This is a genomic window from Vibrio sp. B1-2 (genome assembly GCF_963888445.1).
Lineage (GTDB): Bacteria > Pseudomonadota > Gammaproteobacteria > Enterobacterales > Vibrionaceae > Vibrio > Vibrio anguillarum.
Map to the genome: position 1 here is coordinate 155,677 of NZ_CAWPJH010000042.1, position 21,613 is coordinate 177,289.

16 protein-coding genes are annotated in these 21,613 nt (G+C 44.0%); 5 read left to right on the forward strand and 11 right to left on the reverse strand.

All coding sequences use genetic code 11. The features are described from left to right. Nucleotides 1–41: 41 nt before the first annotated feature. From AACQ75_RS15455 to AACQ75_RS15465, 3 genes are all read right to left on the reverse strand, one after another. Nucleotides 42–902 carry a lipase secretion chaperone gene (locus AACQ75_RS15455; protein ID WP_170888996.1) on the reverse strand — a complete coding sequence of 287 codons (861 nt, stop codon included), beginning with the start codon at nt 900–902 and terminating at the stop codon, nt 42–44. Nucleotides 903–971: 69 nt separating this feature from the next. Beyond that, complete coding sequence (locus AACQ75_RS15460) at nt 972–1,913, reverse strand: lipase family alpha/beta hydrolase (protein ID WP_170888997.1); 942 nt, start codon at nt 1,911–1,913, stop codon at nt 972–974. Nucleotides 1,914–2,180: 267 nt separating this feature from the next. Further along, nucleotides 2,181–4,403, reverse strand: a complete 2,223-nt coding sequence (locus AACQ75_RS15465) for a leukocidin family pore-forming toxin (RefSeq protein WP_170888998.1) — start codon at nt 4,401–4,403, stop codon at nt 2,181–2,183. A 506-nt stretch (nt 4,404–4,909) separates the two neighbouring features. On the opposite strand from AACQ75_RS15465, the gene AACQ75_RS15470 reads away from it, so the two are divergent. Further along, the gene (locus tag AACQ75_RS15470) at nt 4,910–6,160 is read left to right on the forward strand and encodes an SGNH/GDSL hydrolase family protein (RefSeq protein ID WP_094143499.1); all 1,251 of its coding nucleotides are present in this window, start codon (nt 4,910–4,912) and stop codon (nt 6,158–6,160) included. 38 nt (nt 6,161–6,198) lie between these two features. Here the strand turns inward: AACQ75_RS15470 and AACQ75_RS15475 are convergent, their stop codons facing one another. Beyond that, nucleotides 6,199–6,654 (reverse strand): Lrp/AsnC family transcriptional regulator, encoded by a 456-nt coding sequence (locus AACQ75_RS15475; protein ID WP_026027548.1) that lies wholly within the window; start codon nt 6,652–6,654, stop codon nt 6,199–6,201. A gap of 149 nt (nt 6,655–6,803) precedes the next feature. On the opposite strand from AACQ75_RS15475, the gene AACQ75_RS15480 reads away from it, so the two are divergent. Then, on the forward strand, nt 6,804–7,757 hold the full coding sequence (locus tag AACQ75_RS15480; protein WP_170888999.1) for a DMT family transporter: 954 nt from the start codon (nt 6,804–6,806) through the stop codon (nt 7,755–7,757). Here AACQ75_RS15480 and yegD read toward each other — a convergent pair. Together yegD and AACQ75_RS15490 are read right to left on the reverse strand one after the other, a co-directional pair. Continuing rightward, nucleotides 7,748–9,100, reverse strand: coding sequence for a molecular chaperone (gene yegD, locus AACQ75_RS15485; RefSeq protein WP_017045097.1), 1,353 nt, complete (start codon nt 9,098–9,100; stop codon nt 7,748–7,750). The genes AACQ75_RS15480 and yegD overlap by 10 nt on opposite strands. 107 nt (nt 9,101–9,207) lie before the next feature. Next, nucleotides 9,208–9,465: a hypothetical protein gene (locus AACQ75_RS15490; RefSeq protein WP_170889000.1), complete on the reverse strand. Its 258-nt coding sequence runs from the start codon at nt 9,463–9,465 to the stop codon at nt 9,208–9,210. Between the two features lie 345 nt (nt 9,466–9,810). On the opposite strand from AACQ75_RS15490, the gene emrD reads away from it, so the two are divergent. Beyond that, complete coding sequence (gene emrD, locus AACQ75_RS15495; RefSeq protein WP_013868437.1) at nt 9,811–11,016, forward strand: multidrug efflux MFS transporter EmrD; 1,206 nt, start codon at nt 9,811–9,813, stop codon at nt 11,014–11,016. A 100-nt stretch (nt 11,017–11,116) separates the two neighbouring features. Here the strand turns inward: emrD and AACQ75_RS15500 are convergent, their stop codons facing one another. Beyond that, nucleotides 11,117–12,085 (reverse strand): ABC transporter substrate-binding protein, encoded by a 969-nt coding sequence (locus AACQ75_RS15500; RefSeq protein ID WP_019282669.1) that lies wholly within the window; start codon nt 12,083–12,085, stop codon nt 11,117–11,119. 112 nt (nt 12,086–12,197) lie between these two features. Between AACQ75_RS15500 and AACQ75_RS15505 the strand changes: the two genes are divergently transcribed. Beyond that, entirely contained in the window at nt 12,198–14,168 is a 1,971-nt protein-coding gene (locus tag AACQ75_RS15505; RefSeq protein WP_212755040.1) for a PAS domain-containing sensor histidine kinase, read from the forward strand. Nucleotides 14,169–14,190: 22 nt separating this feature from the next. Here AACQ75_RS15505 and AACQ75_RS15510 read toward each other — a convergent pair whose 3' ends face one another. The 3 genes from AACQ75_RS15510 to AACQ75_RS15520 all read right to left on the reverse strand — a co-directional run bounded on the left by AACQ75_RS15510 (nt 14,191) and on the right by AACQ75_RS15520 (nt 17,641). Beyond that, nucleotides 14,191–14,964: a transporter substrate-binding domain-containing protein gene (locus tag AACQ75_RS15510; protein ID WP_017045093.1), complete on the reverse strand. Its 774-nt coding sequence runs from the start codon at nt 14,962–14,964 to the stop codon at nt 14,191–14,193. 50 nt (nt 14,965–15,014) lie between these two features. Beyond that, a complete protein-coding gene (locus AACQ75_RS15515) occupies nt 15,015–16,562 on the reverse strand; it encodes a DUF3369 domain-containing protein (protein ID WP_017048193.1) in 1,548 nt (515 codons plus the stop codon). Between the two features lie 236 nt (nt 16,563–16,798). Continuing rightward, nucleotides 16,799–17,641 carry an AraC family transcriptional regulator gene (locus AACQ75_RS15520; protein ID WP_029388320.1) on the reverse strand — a complete coding sequence of 281 codons (843 nt, stop codon included), beginning with the start codon at nt 17,639–17,641 and terminating at the stop codon, nt 16,799–16,801. Nucleotides 17,642–17,735: 94 nt separating this feature from the next. On the opposite strand from AACQ75_RS15520, the gene AACQ75_RS15525 reads away from it, so the two are divergent. Further along, nucleotides 17,736–19,130, forward strand: a complete 1,395-nt coding sequence (locus tag AACQ75_RS15525; RefSeq protein WP_170889002.1) for an MATE family efflux transporter — start codon at nt 17,736–17,738, stop codon at nt 19,128–19,130. A 76-nt stretch (nt 19,131–19,206) separates the two neighbouring features. Here AACQ75_RS15525 and AACQ75_RS15530 read toward each other — a convergent pair whose 3' ends face one another. Beyond that, entirely contained in the window at nt 19,207–21,531 is a 2,325-nt protein-coding gene (locus AACQ75_RS15530) for a methyl-accepting chemotaxis protein (protein WP_170889003.1), read from the reverse strand. Nucleotides 21,532–21,613: the final 82 nt, after the last annotated feature.

A 21,613-nucleotide genomic window follows, 5' to 3' on the forward strand; every position in this document is an offset into this window, starting at 1 on the left:
GCGCGGCTTCGGTCGCGCTCTTCTTTATTGGATAAACAGAATTAAAGCGATTGATCACTTAACCTTTCCAACGCCTCGACGCGTTTGAGTTGTTTGACCTCAAACGTTTGGGTACGCAGTTGCGTAATTTGCTGATTTTTTTCATCTTGGCTCAAGCGCGTATTTTCAAGCACCGCCGAACGCTGTTGTAGATAGTTTTCGAGATGCTGAGAAAACTGCTCTCGTTGTTCACTAAGCTGCGTTAACCGCTGTGCTCCTTGTTCGCCAACCAACTCGTTCCAAGCTAAGTATTGCTCTTGCGTGGACAAATGGCGACTCGCGTTGAGTGCTGGCAGTAGTTGTACATTGCGTTCACTGCGCTGAATGTATTCTGGCTGCTGCGCTAATAACGTTTGCCACTGCAACTGCTCATCATATGAATCTACTGCTTGAGCTTTAATGCGCAGCTTTTCTAATGCTAAATTTCGCAACGCATTCTCTTCACCAAACAGCATACTTTGCTGATCAACGTTAAAAAATTGACTTTGTATTTTCAGTAACTGCTGATTGATCTCAGCTAAGGTAGCAAGATCGAGATTGGCGATGGAAGAATTAGCCTCTAACTCAGCTAATGCTTGTTTGTATTGGATAAACTGTTCAAAAAGCATTGGATCGATCACCACGCCCTCATCTTGCTCAGCATGCTGGGCAATGCGCAGCTCAACCTCAGGCAATGAGCTCTCTCCTAACGTAGAGATAAAATAGTGAATTAAATCAAGACTCGATGCGCTGTCTATCTGCGTATCTTGTTGAGATGGCGTTTGTAACGCGCTCTGTGATGATACTGGCTTTTGCAGAAAAAGCACCGCACCGATGCTCCCCAAGATGATCACGACAAAACCAAATAGTGCGGGCTTTTTCATAGCCAATCCTTATAAAGTTTGATGTTACAAAACTTGAAGTTATAAACCTCGAAACTATAAACCTCGAAGTTATAAACCTTGAAGCTTCAATCGATTAGCGTGCTGGCGATACAAGGTAACGGGGTCAGTTTCAAAAAGGTGGTGTATCCCAAGCAAGCCGTTGATTTCATCTAAGTGGTTCATTTGGTAATCATCGCGGATCACCTTACCCAAGTGAGTACTGCATACGCCGACTAAACCATCATTAGGGCCATTAAAGACAAGCCCAGTCAACATCATCGCAGCATCAGTTGGGTCAAGGAGGTTGGTAAAGGTCGAAGATCCTGTCCACGAATAGTAATAAACACCATTGTCAGCCAGTAATTCACCATCACCACATTCACTGCTTGGAACGCCTTCTGGGTAGTATTGATTAAACGCTAGCGAACCTTGGGTAGTTAAGGCTTCTAAGGAGGCTAAAGGATCTTGCTCTAGGTTACTTCCCCCAGAAAGAAGGCCAACCAAACCCGCCAATCCTTGCGCCATTTTGACGGTAATCGCTTCAGAAATGGAGCCCTCTTTAATGTGCCCACGCACTAAATCTGCCACGATTGAGCCTTTATTCACGCCACCAATGCTAGTCACAGACGCCACAAGATCGGGCCGAACTGATGCAACATAGCGAGCCGTTGGTCCGCCATGACTATGGCCAATCAAGTTAACTTTTTGAGCGCCCGTGGCAGCTAAAAGCGACTCCACTTGTTGCAATAGTTGTTCACCTCTTAGCTCAGAGCTGTTGGTTGCAGAGACTTGAGCCACGTAGACCTCTGCACCATCTTTCGTCAGTGATTGCGGAATGCCGTAGAAATAATCGACTCCGGCCAGCGTATCAAAACCAAATAAGCCATGAACTAACACAATAGGGTACTGGGTTTGGGTATAGCCTGTCTTACTTAACGCCACCGTGCTGGTTGCCGCCAGCGCCGTGGTACTCAGCAGACAAAAAGCAGCAATAATAATCGTTCTTTTCAAAGTAAATTCCTTCTTATTGTAGTGTCTGGTTTAGGCGCGGCATACATCTAGCCTACCGTTACCACACCAGAGATTAGACCTCTGATGAGCACCCTAACTGTAGAAGAAAAGCACTTTATTTCATGTCATCTTGCCAGCTTCGTGAATGAATCGAAAAAAACAACAGATAAAATTAACATTAAATCAACAAAAAAAGAGCACTCGCTTTTTAGCCAACTAGGCCAAAAGCATGAGCGCTCTTTACTACTCAATCATGAACTGATTGCGCTATTTTATAATAAATTGAATACCATCGGCTAACCAACCTTCAGACCAAACCTTGACTTGCCGAATTGCCGATCCGGCTGGCAGCTCAAACACTTCATCGTGGGTACTGATTGCGTAGTCTTTTGACCCCACTACTTTGGTTGAACCATCATCAAGCTTAAAAGTCATACGGAGTAAATGGCTGCCACCGTACTTGAACTCACCGGAAGTAACGGTTATTTGCGTAACGCGTTTCAGATCAATTTCAGTCAAACTACCACTTTCACCGCCTTGCATCGCATTGGCTTGCGTACCAATTGCATCAATCGCAGCACCATGGCGAATATACAGTGTCCCCGATTGACCAACATCTTGTAAGGCCAATGAACCCGATGTAAACCCAAATACGGCCGATTCACTATCTGAATGAAATACGTTGGTGTAAGCGGTAATGGTGCGCACACTTACCTGATCATTGCCATCAGCATACAAACCTAACTCACCGCTGGTTTTATCATGACCAAGTAACTCATGAGAGAAAACATTACTCAGCTTATCGCTGTTTTCTATCCATTCCCAACGCTGACTTAAACTCGAACTACAGGTTTGTAATTGACCCAGTGATTGTCCATCCAAACATTGATGGATGTCGTTTGCACTCACATAGCGACCTAACTGATCATAAATAAAAGATTGTGAGTTTTTGGTTTCATCACAGCTTGAGGCAGAGAGCGCGCCATTATCAGCCACATCAACGCAACGATTATTAAAGCTGCCCAATTGCAAATTCACTGGACGACCGCCCGTGAATACTGGGTGCTCCCAATCGACAGTAAAGCTAGCACTTTTGCTCACTCTGCGGCGCGTCGTATTTTCAAAACCATGGTAGGACTGATGCGCACCTACAACATAATAATGCTTATAAGCACCGTTATAAATGGGACGAATATTGACCGAAGAATCAATGGTAAATTCCGTTGTCCCTGTTGCATTAGGAGCGGCTTTATAGATCACATCCATTTTGGGTACGAAGCTCGCGTAACCAATCGGGTTAATGCGGTTGGTATCCACAGGATAAGTATTGACCCACAGCGCATCCGTAGAGCGATTCATCATCGATTCGGCAGTCGCGTATTGGCTACGATTCCATTTAAAGCTGACGTTTTGTGCATTATTGGTGCTACGTTCAACACGATAATCGTGCGTTTTAAAGGTTAACCAACGGCTTTGGTTGTAGCTGGCATTGGCTTCTAGCTTGCCTTTAGGTCCATCAGCACTAACCTCGACACCACCACTCACTCCTAGCTGGAAGCCGGATACCTCTTTGACTTCATATTCGGCATTGAGATTTTCTCTCGGGAACGTTTTTAAGATCTGCGCTTTGTTGTTCGAAGAGTTAAATACAAATTGGTAGTCTTGGGCGATGGCATCGGTCGACCAGTCTCGGAAATAAGCATCTAATGTCACGTAATCAGCACCTGATTGACGATAATCAAGACGGTCATTGAGATGGATCCCCGCACCCGTTGTATCATCATCTAAGCTGATGCGAACAATTTTCGCGTCCGGTGTCGCAGAGCCAATGGTGCCATATTGTAATGAACGCTCTAAATTAACTCTATAGATCAAAGAGATATTGGGGTTATCGCAAAACACTCGCGTACCTCGATCCCAAAGATGTGAGTTATTAAACGTACATTCATTATCAGTAATAGGCCGATTGACATTCAAATAAAACGCGACGTGTGGCAAAGAGTTCGTTTCCGAACCACTATTTGACACCATACTGGCCGTACTACGGCGCTGACGAGAATGGGCAATTGGGGCGGCTTCCAGTAGACGAATGTTGGCATCATTCTCGTCATCTAACGGTGTGAACAACAATTCTCCTTTGTGTTCACTGATGATCAAAAAGTCACTGGCAAACGCTAAGCCCAGTTTTTTCCTGAGCAATGCTTTCGCCTCTGTCTTTTGCGACTCACCTTCAATCGTACTGAAATCGACAAAATAGCGCATATGTTGGTTCAGTACATCGTCACGCATCTGCATTAGTGTCGGGGGCTCAACCTCTCCTTGTAACCAATAGCTCGCATTGAAGTAATTGATTTGGCTGTCATCCTGAAGCTCACTGAACATTTCAATGGCCAAACCTTGCGGCTGATTCACGTCAGCTTGAGCGGTGTTCCATACCAAGCCTGACATAATGGCAATAGCGCTAAGTGCTTTTCTTCTGTTTATTGACATATAAACCTCGTAAGCATTTTTATTGTTATCACGGTATTTAAAAGAAAATGAATACCCATTTTTTATTTTTTCAGACCACAAAATAAAAGAACATTGGTTTTTTGGCACCTTTGTGGCGAATTATTAATAGATCTTAAAATAACAAACACAAAGAGAAATGATTTTTAATGTGGCTTAAAATCACAATAAAACTGTTTGATTTTTACACACATTGACTGGCTCTAATTTTATTGATATTTTTATTAAGTCACTAAGATTTAACATTAGGATAAATTAATAAAGTAAAACCTTATTGTTATTTATCTAAATTAGGATTTATAAAAACCCCTTCGTATTTTCTTCACTGACAGTTCATTGTTTGATCTTAATACCAAATAATGTTCAACATAGTCGTTTATTGATTGACGCTTAACACCATAAACCCAAAATAGGTCTGACCAGTTTGTTAATTTCACTTTTGCACTTATTCTTTATTAGATACGTGCCTAAACCAATAAGAAAAAAATATGAAACTAATGACGTTATTGATGACCGCAATATTGCCACTCTCCATGGCGATTGCAGAAAATACGGATACCACCTCAGAACCAGTTACCGCTTATGGCGTAATGAATACGCAAAATAAGCAAACCTACACTTATGTACGCTGTTGGTATCGGCCCGCTGGCAATCATGATGACCCAGCAACAGATTGGGAGTGGGCATTGGATGAACAAGGAAATGACTACACCATTAGTGGTTACTGGTGGTCGTCTGTGCGCTTTAAAAATATGTTTTATACCGACACCTCACAATATGAAATAAAACAGCGTTGTGAAGAGACGCTCGGCGTCAGTCACGATTCTGCAGATATTACTTATTTCGCAGCAGACAATAGGTTCTCATACAATCATTCGATCTGGACTAACGATAAACAAAATGCCAAACCCGTCATTAATAAAATGGTGACCATAGGTGACAGCCTTTCGGATACAGGAAATATATTCAATGCGTCACAATGGAAATTTCCCAATCCTAACTCTTGGTTTTTAGGACACTTTTCCAATGGTTTGGTGTGGACAGAGTATTTAGCAAAAATGCACAATTTACCTGTATATAACTGGGCGATTGGCGGTGCCGCAGGGCGTAATCAATATATCGCGCTGACGGGTGTGAACGATCAAGTCAGCTCTTATCTAAATTACATGACAATGGCCAAAAACTACCAGCCAGAAAATACGCTCTTTACCCTTGAATTTGGCTTGAATGACTTTATGAATTACAACCGTGAAGTATATGAAGTCAAAGCAGATTTTAGCAGCGCGATGATTCGTCTTGTGGATTCAGGGGCCAAAAATATTATTCTACTCACCCTACCCGATGCAACCAAAGCCCCGCAATTTAAATATTCAACAGCAGAAGAGATAGCGAAAGTCAGCGCTAAGATCACCACCTTCAATGCGTTTATTCAGCAACAAGCACTGTATTATCAGATGCAAGGGGTAAATATCATCCTGTTTGATGCTCATAGCTTGTTTGAAAACCTCACAGCCAATCCACAGCAATACGGCTTTGAAAATGCGACCGATGCATGCCTCAACATCAATCGCAATTCAGCTTTAGATTACTTATACCGTCATAGCTTAACCAATGATTGCGCTTACCATAGCTCTGACAAATACGTATTTTGGGGCGTCACGCACCCTACCACGGCCATCCATCAATTGATTGCCAACGAAATCAGTAAAAACTCTCTCGCGTCATTTCAATTTGAATAAGCACGTCTGACCCTGAAGACAGCACGCAAGTGCTGTCTCTAAACCCAAATAGGCATCGCGGTAGCGGCTTTCACTTGACGCATGGCGAGGTGGGTATGCATATCTTTTACATTGTTGAGCCGCTGTAACTGACGCGTAAATGCTTCATACCCTGATAAATTGGCACTAACGACTTCCAACAAGTAATCATACGCACCTGAAACCACATGGCAGCTGATCACCTCTTCCATCTCTTTGATTGCCTCTTCAAAACTATCAATGGAAGCGGCTTGATGATTATTCAGGCTAACTTCAACAAAAACCGTCATACCAACTCCGACAGCTTGCCGGCTTAAGCGAGCTTGATAGCCATCAATGATCCCGCTCTCCTCTAATCGTTTCAAGCGTCTTGCGCAGGGAGAAGGGGATAATCCAACCTTTTCTGCAAGCTCTGCGGTGCTTAAGCGTCCCTCTGTTTGTAATAAGGTCAACATGCGGCGGTCTATTCTATCCATTACTCGATCCTTGATGAAATCCACTAACATTTTGCTAATTTATAGCGGATAAGTGCTAAACCATCTAGCAATAAGGGTGAACTTGCCGGATAAAAGTAAGCCGAACCATAGATAATGGTGAGAAACCATCCATTGATGTGAATGAAATTATGATTTATGGCTACCTCGCGATAGGCACCACGCTGTTATTATGGTCCGGCTTTTTCCTCTCTTTAAAGGCAGGAGCCAGCGGCCTATTAACCCCTGCGGATATTGCATTAACGCGCTTTTTACTGCCCGCTTTGTTGCTCTCTCCATTGGTTTGGAGAACTCGACATCAATTGCAAAATGTACCTATACGTTACTTAATTGGTCTATTTATTGGCTGTGGATTGCCCTATTTACTAGTGACAAGCCATGCGATGCACTACGTTCCGGTTTCTGATGGTAGCGCGCTTGTTCCGGGCGTGCTGCCGCTGTTTGTCTCGGGTATAGCGGTGTTGCTGTTTAAACAGCCGTTAAGTCGCCATCGAGTCGCTGGGCTGACTTTAGTAGTGGCAGGGGTTGGTATTTTCCTCTATTCAAGTGCCACTGATTTTGAGTCAAACCGTTTGACCGGACATTTGATGTTTTTAACCGGCAGCCTGATGTGGGCAATGTTTACGATTTGTGCGCGGGTAGCGAATTTGCATGCGCTCGTCAGCGCGGGATGGGTTGCTTTACTTTCTACTATTTTATTGGCCGTTCTAATCACTTTAGGCATCGTCGATAGCTACTTAGCCACACACTATTTTGCACATTGGCCGTGGAAAGAACTGGCGGGACACACACTGCTGCAAGGTGTCGGGGCAGGGCTCATTGCAGCATTTACCTATTTATATGCAGTTTCAACACTCGGCGCAGAACGCTCCGCTGCCTTTGGCTCTGCAACACCAGTCGTGGCAACCTTGTTGGCGATTCCCGTTTTTGGTGAGATGCCAACGCCTTTGACTTGGATCGGATTAGGGTTGATAAGCTTAGGTAGCTTGGTTGCCAGTAATGTTTTAATGAAGCACGATCATTCGCAACATTACCGGCCCCCAACGCATCAAAAACGAAGCGCTAAGCGCTCATATCAGCGGTAGCAAATCTCAGCCCAACGAGCCAAACCAGCAGTCACTGAACCAAAGTAGTTACCGCTGACAACGGGTACGTGGGGCAGTTGCTGCTCTACCGCTTGGCGTAATATTGGAGAACGAGCAGATCCGCCCGTCATAAAGATAACATCCGGCTTTACGCCACCTTGTTCAACCGCTTCTTTGACCAATTCCACCATTTTCGCTTTAGGGGATTCAATGGCGTCGATCATTTGCTCACGCTCAATTTGCACTTCGATCTGCTCAGAAAGAAGATCGAGCACCACCTGACATTGTGTAAGATCAGATAGAGCAATTTTTGCCTCTTCTGCACGGCGTACAATTTGATAGCCGAGCGTTTCAAAATAGACTTTCAGCAAACGCGCCAACTTTTCTGGTTGCTGCGCCTCTTTGTGTAGCAATTTCAATGCTGCCAAGTTTTGCTGAGCATAGAAGTCACGTTGCGCTTCCACGTTGTTAATTGCAATCGGGTTCCAAAACTGCGTGATCGGCATATCAATGCCAGAAATGGCTTTACTTCCTAATCCAAAAGAAGACATCAACTGTTTGAAAGCAATATAGATATCAAGATCATTGCCTCCGACCCGTTGGCCACTATGCGCAAGCAAACTCGCGGTGCGGTCGTCACGACCTCGCCAACTCGGCCCCATTTTTAGCAATGAACAGTCGGTGGTTCCACCACCGATATCAACCACCAGTACGGTTTGATCTTGCACCAGAGTCGCTTCATATTCTAAACCCGCCGCAACGGGTTCAAACTGAAAACTGATGTGCTGAAAACCTGCGCGTTTCGCCGCACGTTGTAAAATAGATTCCGCTTGTCGATTGGCCTCTTCACCACCTCGGCCATGAAAGTTAATAGGACGACCAATCACAGTATCTTGGATGGTGCGCTGAAGGTGCTGCTCTGCATTATGCTTAATATTGACCATCATGGCGCACACCAAGTCTTCGAAAAAACTGACCTGCACATCACGTAAACCTGCCGCGCCTAGAAATGATTTAGGGGATTTAACGTAATAAATATCGCGCGGATCCTGCAGATAAAGATCGAGCGCCGCTTGGCCAAAGGCAATGTCTTGCGCGGCAAGTTCAATACTCTCTTCTCTATTCACATTGATCGCGCGGCGAAGTACTTGCTCACCAATTTTATCGCTTGGCGTAATATTATGATGACGGAACAGATGCTCAGAAATGGACTCTCGCGTCGGGGCGCATATTGTCGAAGGAATGTAGTGGCTTTTACCTTCTATGGGTAACAATGTTGGCTGCCCATCTTGCATCATTGCGACAGAACAGTTCGCCGTTCCATAGTCAAAACCAATAAACATCGCTACCTCCTAGCATCAGAAAAAGGCCGGCGATCCTACCTTATGATTTTCACAAATACTATCCCCAAACTACTTGGAATGTCTGGCGAGAAAAGACATGGATTGGTTTACACAAGCCAAGAGACGAAAAAAGACAGCAGCAGACAGCCCACATAAGCCATTTTAATCGCCTTGATATGTCGATAGTGGATAAGACAAGGTGACAAGATAAACAACGGGATCAGGACAAAAATGGGGTTCATACTGAATAGCCAGCTTAACAATACAACAGAAAGTGCATAGTAGAAGAGCCACGCATTTGGAACCGACAACTTTTTGCCAAGTCCCACTATAAATAATAATGCAGCAAGTAAAGGTAACATCATTAATCACACCTTTATGATATTAATTCTCATTTACATCAAATATTAGTCACTGTTCAGCGCAAAAGCAATAGAAAAACTAAGTACATTATCAGGCACCAAGAGCCATACTCAGCACAGGCATTGGAACCGTCTTTCATTTCTCTTTAACCACCCGAACAATGATTAGTTTTTCTAATTCAAATCATAGATTTTTATCTTGCTCAACTTCACACTTTTAGATTGATAAAAGCGCCTAGCCTCACTAATATCTCGCGCCGAAAGAGCGATACTTTTAACGCTGGTCATTAGTTTCATTATTCATATTAATTATATTTCGTAGTTGCACCATTGTGCAGGAGATAGACCATGTCCGCATCGTTTCCGTTAGTGAAACTCACATTTTTAATTGCGATTTTGACCGCTGTCGGCCAAATGACACAAACGATGTACGTCCCTTCCATTGGCCATATGGCGGGAGAATTTTTAGTTTCTCCTGCATCACTGCAGGCGGTCATGGCATGTTATTTAATCCCTTATGGACTATCACAATTTGTCTATGGTCCATTGTCAGACCGTCTAGGACGCAAACCGATTATTATCGCTGGGTTGCTGATTTATATTGCAGGATCGCTACTCGCATTATTTGCTCACCAATACGATTGGTTTTTGGTCGGTAGTTTTATTCAAGGGCTTGGCATTGGGTGTGGTGGCGCAATGTCTCGAACCCTTACTCGAGACTGTTTCTCAGGAGCAGAATTGCATAAGGCCAATAGCCTTATCAGCATGTGCGTTATTTTTTCGCCACTCATTGCTCCTGTTCTTGGTGGGTACTTAACAGAAAGTTTTGGCTGGCGCTCTAGTTACTTATTTTTATCCCTATTCGCGATTGCCGTGGTGATCACTATGATGACGAGTATGGTAGAAACATTGCCTAAAGCGGCTCGCAGACACGAATCGGTTGCAAACAGCTATCGCTATGTGTTGAGTGACAAACGTTTCCAAGGGTATTTAATTTGTCTCGTGGCGACTTTCTCTGGCGTCGCGGTGTTTGAAGCCGCTGCAGGTGTATTACTTGGTGGCGTTTTGCAACTGCCTGCCACCACCGTCAGCTTATTGTTTGTCTTACCGATCCCTGGTTATTTAGTTGGTGCGGCGCTATCGAGTGTTATTGCGTTGAACTTCAACGAAAAAAGCGCCTTGTATGTGGGCTTGGTAGCGATAGCATTAGGTTCATTGGTGGTGTTTGTTCCTGGAGTGTTGGGACAAACCAGCGCATTGACATTAATTGGTGGTGCCACCGTCTATTTTCTCGGTGCAGGCATTCTCTTTCCCGCAGCGACCACTGGAGCGTTAACACCTCTGCCTTACCATGCAGGAACAGGAGGTGCTGTGTTAGGCGGTATGCAAAACCTTGGGGCTGGTTTAGCCACCCTTTTAGCGTCGGCTATTCCAGCTCATGACCAGATGCCACTTGGCGCATTGATGCTGTTGATGTCTGTGTTTGCTGTGGTTGGTTTGATTCGTGTTTACAGTAAACATGATCCATCAAATGAAATGCCATTGGCTGTTTAATAAACTGTAATGAAGAAAAAGCAGACAGGTCACCGCCTCTCTGCTTTTTTTATTTTAGACGTAATGCTGAATTCGACAATTCAATACAATCCCATCAAAGTCAGTCAATCTTCATCCATCCTTCCGGCACGCTTAACCCCCAACGAGACATTTCTCCCTGATGGTAAATAGCACGACCTTGTTGGCCGATTTGGATAGGAATGCGGCTTGCGTCTTCATTATTATTTAAAATACGTAACACCGTTTTGCCCGCCATTTCGCCTTGATCACGACCAGCTAACACAACACCTCCAGCCGCTTTGCCCGCACCGATCGAAAAATCCCAAAAACCAAATAAAGGAACCTCTGTATGTTGGTTTGTCCACGTTAATACAGTATCCGCTGGCACATTATTTTCGCTCTCATCGACCAAAGTTTGGTAAAGCCCCACGACTATGGCGCCAAATCCTTGCTCTTTAGCTGTGCTTATTCTTGTCTGCCATTCTTTCTCTGTCGCCACCGAAGCTATCTCTGTCGCAATGCCTAAATTCTTTTCAATCATACTCGCTTGGGTTTGCATAAATTCCAACGCAATACTCGCCGTACTACCCGAATCAAATAACACCAATACTTTACGTTTATCTTTATCGAGCATCCGGCCAATTTCTCCCATGGTTTTCACATAGAGGGGGCGCTCTAAAACACCGGTCACTTTGGCTTGCCCTTGGTATTGAGCCATGAATTTTCGTGGGTTTGAATTAATACCCAGAAACACGATTGAGATTGGCTCGTTGTAGAGTTTCGGCAACATATGAACCAACGCATTGTCGTCTCCTAAAACCACTACCTGTGGTTTCAGTTGCTGATATCGGCTAAAGGCTTGTTCGGCGATTTGTGAATAACGGCTCGCTGGTACACGTTTGGTGTCCATCTCAAAGGTATGCAGTTCATGCGCAGGCGTTAACGACTGCTTAAGGGCGGATACATAGCTAGCGTCCCATTCATAACCTTGCTCGTAGCTCTCTATTAAGAGTACTTTTCCCGCCATCACGGGCGCACTTATCACACACAATATCCATATCCAACGCATGAACTGCCTCCAATGATTCGGCTATTTTTTATAGTGTAGTCAATAAGATGTTATTCACACTTCCCATGTGACATCTATACTCAAATTATCACTCAAAAAAATGAGAAGCAGGATGAACAAAAGCCGAACATTTAATGAAAGCATAGATAACCCACTATCGAGTCGCATTGGTCGCAGGATCATTTTTTTCCTTGTCATTTTGAGTGGTGCTGTCACCTTGATGACAACGTTAGCACAAACGTATTTCGACTATGACAGAGAGTTCGATGATGTGGCTCAGCGTCATCACGAAATAGAATTCGTTCATGCCGAACTGCTTGCCACTTCTTTATGGAATTATGATCTCGTGACGCTTCAACAGCGCTTAGATGGCTTAGTGAACTTGCCTAAAATTGATTATTTGGAAATCACGTCTGGCGGTTATCAATTCAGTGCCGGAGAAAAAGTGATGGAGCAATTAGTCGCACACCGTTATCCCATGCTTTATATCAACCCAAAAACGGAAGCCAAAGAGCAGATTGGTGAGATCTACGTTGAGTCTAATGCTCAAGAAATCTACAACTACTTAATCAAGCAGTTTCTACTGATATTGGTCGTGAACGCGATTAAGACTGCCTTTATTTGTTACGCTATTTTGATGATTTTCCATGAGAGCGTAAATCGACGAGTCTTCGCCATTGCTCAATACTTGCGCAAGTACAACCCTCGCCATCCGCCAAAACCACTAAAACTTCCCCATAAGAAATGGATTATGGGGCATAACGATGAACTCACTTGGCTGGCCGATGAGACTAATAAAATCACCGGAAATGTAACTACGTTGTACAGCAATATAAAACTTGAACAAGAACGATTAGCCGATTTTACGGACGTCTCATCAGACTGGTTATGGGAGACGGATAGTACTGACAGATTGATTTACACTTCCGAATCCATGCGTCAAGCTTTAGAGATCAGTGAAAATAGCAAGCCACTACTTTCAGAGATTGACTCACTGCGAGATATGAAAAAATTACTCCAATCCATTACTAAACACTGCTCGTTTTCAATGTGTGAAGAGACAATTATCATCAATGATTGTAAGCACTATTTGATGTTTCAAGCAGTAGCACGATATGAGAAGGATATGTTTCTCGGGTTACGGGGCACAGCTATTAATATTACCGAGCTAAAACTGGCGCAGCTTGAACTACAAAAACTCAACCAAAACTTAGAGCGTCAAGTCGCCAAACGAACTTGCGATCTGGAAAACAGTATTGAGCAACTAAAAGCCACGCAAACACAGTTGATTGAATCTGAGAAATTAGCGGCTTTAGGTGGTTTAGTTGCAGGGGTGGCACATGAAGTCAACACGCCATTAGGTATCGCGGTGACCGCAAGTTCGGTAATCATTGAGGTAACACAAGAGCTAAATAGCGCCTTCGCCAACCAAACACTCACAAGTCAGCAGTTTTCTGAATTGATGCAGAGAATGAATGAAACCAATACGATGCTTGAAAGCAACTTAAATCGTGCTGCCAAACTGATCCGAGACTTTAAACAAACAGCGGTCGATCAGGTATCTGAGAGTCGTAGTCAATTCTCGATCCACCAAGTATTAAGCGCGCTTATCGCTAGTCTTCATCCCGAGACCAGGAAAATCCCTGTTACACCCGTACTAGAGGGTGATGAAGGACTAACCATGAACAGCTTACCTGGAGTATTGACTCAAATAGTCTCTAATCTAGTGATGAATAGCGTCAACCACGCTTTTAGTGATGAGCAAAACCCCATCATAACTATTGCGTTCAAACAGGAAGGAGAGAATATCCTCTTAGAATATAAAGATAATGGCTGTGGCGTCGAACCAAAACTGCACCATAAAATCTTTGAACCCTTTTTTACCAGCAAAAGAGGCCGTGGCGGATCAGGGCTTGGCTTGAATCTTGTCTTTAATCTAGCGACTCAAAAATTACAAGGAAAACTAGATTTTAGTTCTAATGTTGGCCAAGGTGTTCATTACGTTTTTACTCTCCCTAAGGCTCTTGAACTTGTTAATGATGATGCTGCAATAAATGATGCAGTAATAATAGACAGAAAGTAATAATAGATAGAAAGTAAGAGGGTCAAGGTTGCCAATCATCGTAAGGACGGTGAATAGCATCATAGAGTATTTTCAACTCTCCACTTTCCTCTAGTTGAGAGAGTATTCGCGTTAAGTATTGATCAACCTCATCGCCTTTAGAGCCGTGAGCAATGACAAATACATCCTTGAAATCGGCAAAGTGTTGGCGTGAAACATTCTCTAAACCTAAACTTTTCAGCGCAATATCCGCTTCTTCTTGTGCCCAGACAAATCCATCAATACGTCCAGCGGCTACTTTAAGTAGTGAAGCATTGATGCTATTTGAGCGCGCAACTTCAAAAGGTATATAGCTAGGAACGGCCTCAACGTAGTATTTATCAGGCTGGCTCCAAAGCTGTTCTGACGTGATTCGATTGGCTTTATTTGTATAAAGAACATGTGCCACTAAACCGAACGACTTCGTACTAAAACGAAATGGTAACTTTCCTTCAGGATCATCAACATAAATCGCGGGTAAGGCAAAGTCAGCTTGCTTATTAACGACCCCATGTACAGCTCGATGCAAAGGGAAAACTTCAATATGGATCTCTGTATCAGGGTCGACCTTATCCATGTACCTCACTAATTCGACAAATGGCCCCGAACCATCCGCATTAATCAGTCCAGGGAGTTCACCAAGGTGTGCGACCATTTGTTTAGGTTCATTAAGTTTGGGATTTGAAGGATCAATTTGTGCTTGTACAAAAGGAATCTGAACGATGGCTAAGCTAGACGTACACAAGCCAACAATCGTCTTTAATTGGTTGCTTTTCACTCTATCCTACTCCCTGAAAACGGATCTATTTTTCGGTTCCAAAAAAGATTCTAGTCTGGAAACTGTTCACGAATAGTGATGAAATCATCCCAATGCGCCAGCATCAGATCGACCAACATCGGATCAAAATGTTTTCCTTTTTGCGCGACAATTTCTTGTTTGATTGTCTCTTCCGGCCAAGCATCTTTATAACTGCGTTTAGAACCAAGAGCATCAAACACATCAGCTAATGCTGTGATTCTGCCACTGATAGGAATGCCTTCACCGGCTAATTGGTTTGGGTAACCGCTTCCATCCCATTTTTCATGGTGAGAACCGGCAATCTCTTTCGCTTTGATAATTAAACTGCGTTTTGAACGACTTAAAATATCAACACCGTATTCAACGTGTTTTTGCATGATCGCCCATTCTTGAGCGTCCAATTTCCCTGGTTTATGAAGAATACTATCAGGGATCGCCACTTTGCCTACATCGTGCAGGGGTGACGCATTTTTAATCATATAAATATCCTGCTCAGGTAGGGTCATTAATGTGGCTAATTTTTCACAGATCAGAGAAACACGCTGTACGTGAGCCCCTGTTTCTTTGCTTCTGGCTTCGACGGCATTGGCTAAGTTATAAACAAGCTCCCTCGATGTTTCGCGTAAATCAAGCTGTAAATTTAAGTTTTCAAAAGTTAACCCTATGTTATACATATAGATTTCAAGCAAACGTTCGTCATTTTCAGATAAGCGCTCAAGCAAATTAATATAGAGTAAATTTTCTACACCACGACTGTCTGTCATATAAAGTACAGAGGCATCATCGTAGCTATGAGACATTTTGCTTTGCAGTGCAAGCTGGCAGCGCTTAGCCACTTCCGAAGGTAAGCGCGAGAAATCACAGTCAGAATAAAAATCGACAAATCCTCCAATAGCCGCCAACGTTAAAGCACACGAACCTTCGCCTTCAGATTTAGGCTGAACGATACAATAAAATGCCGATGCATGGAGTTTAAGTAAAGAAGTGAGCTGGCTCAGTACCGATTCAGCATAGGTTTGTAAGGTTGTGGTATTTTGTACCTTCGCTGAGGCTTCAATCACGCGTTTAAGCCCCTCTTTTTGCTCTTCTATCAAACAAAGATCCCGATAAGATCGCAACATCGAATAGAGCAGGGTTCTGAGTTTTTGTGTGGTAAGTTCTGTTTTCTCTTTATAGTCATCAATTTCATACTCTTGGATGACCGTATCTTCGGGGGCTTGCCCTGCTTGCCCGGTACGTAATACCAAACGAATGATTCTATTCTTACACTCTTCACGGATATGCCTAACTAAATCTAACCCCGCGTGTTCCGTCTCCATAACTACATCAACGAGCGCTAAAGCTATATCGGGCTGAGTATTCAGCACTTCTCTGGCTTCAAGACCAGACATAGCAGACAGTAGCTCTAGTGGCCGTCCTTGAAATGAAAACCCTCTTAGCGCTAAACGAGTGATCTGGTGCATCTGCTCATCATCATCGACTAGCAGTACTCGCCATGGTTTATTTTCAACACTAAGTTCATGACTCTCCTGGCTCTTTGGTTGAGCCTCTTGTCGAAAATCCGCAAACAGATCCATCGCTTATCTCTCTATATTGACAATATTCCTACTCTTATAGGTTTAGCACATAACCGTTTTGTTGGTGGTTAGAATCTAATTAATGTGATGAATAAATTGATTTTTACAAGCCATATACTCAATGATATTGATATTTCAATCACCTTCATAAGCCGTGCTCGAGGTGCAATAATTTCATCGCGTTTAGTAGATAAAAAGTTTATGAATGAAGAGTGCCATTTACCAATGCCGTGGAATTAATCATTTCGTTTTTTACGAAATTCTCGTGGTGTGCAATGGCTCCATACCTTAAAACGAGTACTAAAGTTTGCTGGGTTAGGATAGCCGACAATGTCACCGACATGTTGGATTGACCAGTCGGTAGAAACAAGCAAACGAGCGGCGTACTCCATACGCATTCGCGTTAAGTGGGCTTTAGGGCTGTGGCCAAAGTGCTGCTGACATAAACGATGTAAATGAGCTTGCGAGCAAGGAAATAATGCGGCGAGATTTTCTATTGTCCAATCTTTATGCAGCTGGCTCTGGACTCGCTGAAAGACGCGATTTAAACGCAACGAAGTACGCGAGAGCGGTAGTTCAATCGGTGCTCGGAGCATGATTTCTATCTGTTCAACAATGCGTTGCCCGACCTGCTCACCAAGCTCAGCAGGCAATATTAAGGTTCGCAGTAGCGCTTGAATACTCGCATACATGACCGCAGCGATAGGCGTTAATGTGTAATGTATTTCTTCTTTTACGGTGTTTTTCCAATGACGCTGTGGTGCAAGAAAGATCCACACCACTTGCCACTCTTCTTCTTCAATTCCAAAACCATTTTCGACACCCGCTGGTACCACAATTAATGAGCTCGGTTCCAGTAAGTAACGGTCAGTTCCACTCGTTAGCCAACCTTTTCCCTTCACCGTGTATAACAGCATATGCACGCTCTGATTTTTCCGATAAACAGAAAACATTTCGCGGCAGGTTGCAATTCCGCATTGCACAATGCCGCTTTGCTCCAATGCTAAGACGCGACTTTGGTCAATAAATTCTTGATGTGTTTTATCTGAGATGGAATACCGTTCTTGCTTGTCTGACATATGAGAGTTTGGCAAAAGTTATAGAGGTATTGAGAGAATACAAAAATTACGATTCGATTTACACTTGCCGCATATCAAAATGAGGTAATGCAGCATGTTTATGACTCCCTTTCATCAGCTAGACCGTCAATTTTGGCGCAAATTGATCGATATTGGCGTACCGGTATCCCTCCAGTCAATGCTGTTTTCACTGTTAGGTGTAGTGGATATTTTTATGGTCAGCCAATTAGGTGAATCCGCTACGGCGGCCGTTGGTGTTGGCAACCGAATATTTTTCTTTAATCTCATCGTTATTGTTGGCGCTAGCGGTGCAGTAAGCGTGTTAGCTTCGCAATATTTTGGTGCAGGTAACATCGAGGGCATAAAACGGACATTGGCTCAGTCTTGGATAGTGGCTCTGCTGTTTACACTCCCCTTTATGCTGCTCTATTTGTGGATACCTCAGTCTGTTGTTTCTTTAGTGGCCAATGATGCTCAATACGTCACACTAGCCACGGATTATTTATGGATCACAGCACTTAGCTTATTTTGTACCGCATTAGTAGTGCCACTAGAGAGCGCACTACGTTCTGTCGGCGTGGCAAAGTTGCCAACTCAAGTAAGCATTCTCGCCATCATTATTAACGCAGTCTTAAACGCTTTACTCATCTTTGGCCTGTTCGGCTTTCCAGAATTGGGGGTTGTGGGTGCAGCGATTGGCACAAGCATCTCACGCGGCTGCCAAACCATGCTGCTTTTTTGGCAAGTAAAGCGACATTACGCTCATCTATTGCCCAATCGCGAAAACTGGCAGCAAGCAAAAATGAAACACCATAGACAGCGCTATTTGAAAGTCGCAAGGCCAATGATTATTCACGATTCAGCATGGGCGGCTGGCATTTTGATTTACAACGTTATTGTCGGCCAGTTGGGCGTTTCTGAACTTGCGATTATCTCACTGCTTTCCCCCATTGAAAGTGTACTCATTTCCGCCTTTCTTGGATTTGCCGTGGCCGCCTCTATCTTGCTTGGACATGAAATTGGTGCACAGCGTTACGAACGTGCCGCGCAGACTTCTTGGTGGTATGTACTTACTAGCTGCGGGCTGGCGTTGCTGCTGGCATTGTTCTGCTTTTTGGCTGAACCTTGGATTTACGCTTTGATCGAAAAAAGTCCACTGCATGATACACAAATGGCCGTGAATGTTTGCTTAGTAATGGCGTTTGGGATGGTACTACGGGTATTTAATATGGTCGGTATCGGTGGCGTGTTAAAAAGTGGCGGCGATATTAACTACAGTATTTTCATTGACTTATTTGGCCAATGGGCGATTGGCATTCCGTTGGCTTATTACACAGGGTTGGTTCTTGGCTGGCCTTTGCATTGGGTTATGATGGTTATTATGCTTGAAGAGGCCGTCAAAATTATCCTTACAACACAACGGATCTATTCCAAACGTTGGATCAATAACTTGGTCAACGAGACAGAGCCTTCAACGCTCCAAGCATAGTTAAACCGAGTATAACTCTATGCTTGGAGCGAATGTAACCAACACAGTTGCTGATTAAGTAGGAAATGTCTTAGTGTTACGCCTTATATTTGAACTGAGCAATCTCACTATTTAGTGTCTCTGCTTGCCCAGAAAGGTCGGTAAGCACTCCATCAACATCATTCACTTGTCCAGAAACCGACAGTGAAGCATCGGCAATCGAAGTAATGCTACTGCTGATTTCATCCGTTACTGATTTTTGTTCTTCTGTCGCGGCAGCAATTTGCACATTCATGTCATTCAATTCGGTTAACATCGACATGATTTGAGCAAGCATATCCGTATTCAAATGGCAGGTTTCAACCCCTTTCACCACGGTTTTATTGGCCTTTTCAATTCCCTGCGACACACTGTTTATTTCATGTTGTAGCGAATCGATTTTTTTACGGATCTCTTCAGTAGAAGTCTGCGTGCGCCCTGCTAATGATCGCACTTCATCGGCAACGACCGCAAAACCACGCCCCTGCTCACCAGCACGTGCTGCTTCAATCGCCGCATTAAGGGCCAGTAAGTTGGTCTGCTCGGCGATAGCTTGGATAACATCAAGCACTTCAGCAATAGAATTACTTTCACTATGGAGCCGCTCAATAGCTTCCACCGCCATCCTCATCTCATCGCTCAACAAACTGATTTCATTTCCCAACGCTTCCCCGACGTCGACACTTTGTGACCCTGTATCATTAGCTGATTTCACATAATCGGCAGCTCGGCTAGCAAACTGCGCTACCTCGCCAATTGAAGCACTCATTTGATTTACCGCCGCCGCGACCGATTCTGTTCTCATACTCTGCTCGGCAACGGCGCCTCGCGTACTCTCCATATTGGAAGACATACGATGAGTGCTGCCGTTGAGTGACTCCGTCGCCCGCGCAAACTGCTCAATGGTTTTCTGTAAGCTGCTAAATAGCTGGTTAAAGGCAACCGCAACTTCCGCCATTTCATCTTTACCCTTTTCACTTAAACGCGCGGTTAAATCATTCTCCTGATTAATCCGATGCAGCTCTAACGACGCACTGCGGATAGGTTTGGATATACCACTTCCTACGACGTAAGAAATAAAGAGTGAAAGCACCACAAGAACAGCAATGCTAATCAACACAGTCTGCAGTACTGAACGCTCTAAAGTCGAGACATCTTGTAACGCCTCAGATTGATCGATTTCAGTTAATATGGCCCATTTTTGTCCCAAAACATCCAGAGGTGCGTAGGCCGAAAGTACTTCAACATTGCGATAGTCTTTGATGGTTTCTAGGCCTTGTCCACCCGCCAATGCCTGTCGTACCGCGTCGGTCTTGATGCGTTGACGTCCAATGGCCGAACCCTTGGTTTTGATTTGCTCAATGGTGGCAGGCTCAACACCAATATCAGTTAAGGTTTGAAAGTATTGCTCAGGATCTTCTAATAAAAACCGCGATTGGCTACGCAATAAACCATCTTGCCCCACAAGGTAAGTTTCTCCGCTTTTACCAAGCCCCGCATCATCCCAGCTACCGCCAAATGTCATGATGTTGTTGATCACATCGATCGGCATCTGAAAGATCAGCGTGCCTACCCGCTGCTGTTCTTTGAAAATTGGGGCCGAAATAAACGAAGCCGCTGCCTCATAGGAAGGATAATAAGGTGCAAAATCTTCGAGGTAGGATTGCCCCTCTTGCAAGTTTTTTGCCTTAGCAAATGCATGGCCTAGCCCCGAATTTTGATATGCGCCAGTTGATAAATTGGTCGCAAAATCCAGTTCTTTAAACACGGTATAAACCACGTTGCCTGACAAATCGACAAGGAAAATATCGTAATAGCCAAACGCTTCTAAAAATCGCCTAAATGAGGCGTGATAACGCCGGTGAGCTTCATCATAGCTGCTGCCCAATGAATCAAAATCCAAGTGATGTTTGGATCCAAGCTCGTTAGGGTTTACGCCGATGTAGCGAGCCTGCAGTGCTTTTCCCTGCTCTGAAAGCTGTGCAAATGCACCAAGTTCATTTGGCTGACTGCCATTGTTTTCCTGACGGTAAGTACGACCAAACTGATCACGATAATACCGTTCTAGCGCATCCATATCTTGGGGCGTTATACGGTGGGCAGGATAACGAGAGAACGAACGAGTAAAAGAATCCATTGCTTCTTGAGTCGATACCTCGGAAGACAAGGTCTCAATTTGCAGACGGATCTGTTTGAAATAGTTAGTTATTTCACTCTTTTTGATTTCGCGTACGGAGGTAAGTTGATTTGCGGCTCGGTCATAAAGTGCTTGGCTTGAGAGCTCTGATGCTCGCCACCCAACAAAACCACCGCTGATTACCACGCCAACTGAACACAAGATAGTACATGCCGCAATGATTTTCGTTGATATTTTCATAGTCAAACCCTACGCATATAAATGAACAACTTTTTGTAAAGCCATCGTCGCCCCCAGCCACTGGGTTTATATGAAATTTGTATTATGA

Excerpts from the sequence above, each read along its gene's own strand:
- AACQ75_RS15455 (WP_170888996.1), bottom strand. The coding sequence starts at position 902 with ATGAAAAAGCCCGCACTATTTGGTTTTGTCGTGATCATCTTGGGGAGC.
- AACQ75_RS15465 (WP_170888998.1), bottom strand. The coding sequence starts at position 4,403 with ATGTCAATAAACAGAAGAAAAGCACTTAGCGCTATTGCCATTATGTCA.
- AACQ75_RS15470 (WP_094143499.1), top strand. The coding sequence starts at position 4,910 with ATGAAACTAATGACGTTATTGATGACCGCAATATTGCCACTCTCCATG.
- AACQ75_RS15475 (WP_026027548.1), bottom strand. The coding sequence starts at position 6,654 with ATGGATAGAATAGACCGCCGCATGTTGACCTTATTACAAACAGAGGGA.
- AACQ75_RS15480 (WP_170888999.1), top strand. The coding sequence starts at position 6,804 with ATGATTTATGGCTACCTCGCGATAGGCACCACGCTGTTATTATGGTCC.
- yegD (WP_017045097.1), bottom strand. The coding sequence starts at position 9,100 with ATGTTTATTGGTTTTGACTATGGAACGGCGAACTGTTCTGTCGCAATG.
- AACQ75_RS15490 (WP_170889000.1), bottom strand. The coding sequence starts at position 9,465 with ATGATGTTACCTTTACTTGCTGCATTATTATTTATAGTGGGACTTGGC.
- emrD (WP_013868437.1), top strand. The coding sequence starts at position 9,811 with ATGTCCGCATCGTTTCCGTTAGTGAAACTCACATTTTTAATTGCGATT.
- AACQ75_RS15500 (WP_019282669.1), bottom strand. The coding sequence starts at position 12,085 with ATGCGTTGGATATGGATATTGTGTGTGATAAGTGCGCCCGTGATGGCG.
- AACQ75_RS15505 (WP_212755040.1), top strand. The coding sequence starts at position 12,198 with ATGAACAAAAGCCGAACATTTAATGAAAGCATAGATAACCCACTATCG.
- AACQ75_RS15515 (WP_017048193.1), bottom strand. The coding sequence starts at position 16,562 with ATGGATCTGTTTGCGGATTTTCGACAAGAGGCTCAACCAAAGAGCCAG.
- AACQ75_RS15520 (WP_029388320.1), bottom strand. The coding sequence starts at position 17,641 with ATGTCAGACAAGCAAGAACGGTATTCCATCTCAGATAAAACACATCAA.
- AACQ75_RS15525 (WP_170889002.1), top strand. The coding sequence starts at position 17,736 with ATGTTTATGACTCCCTTTCATCAGCTAGACCGTCAATTTTGGCGCAAA.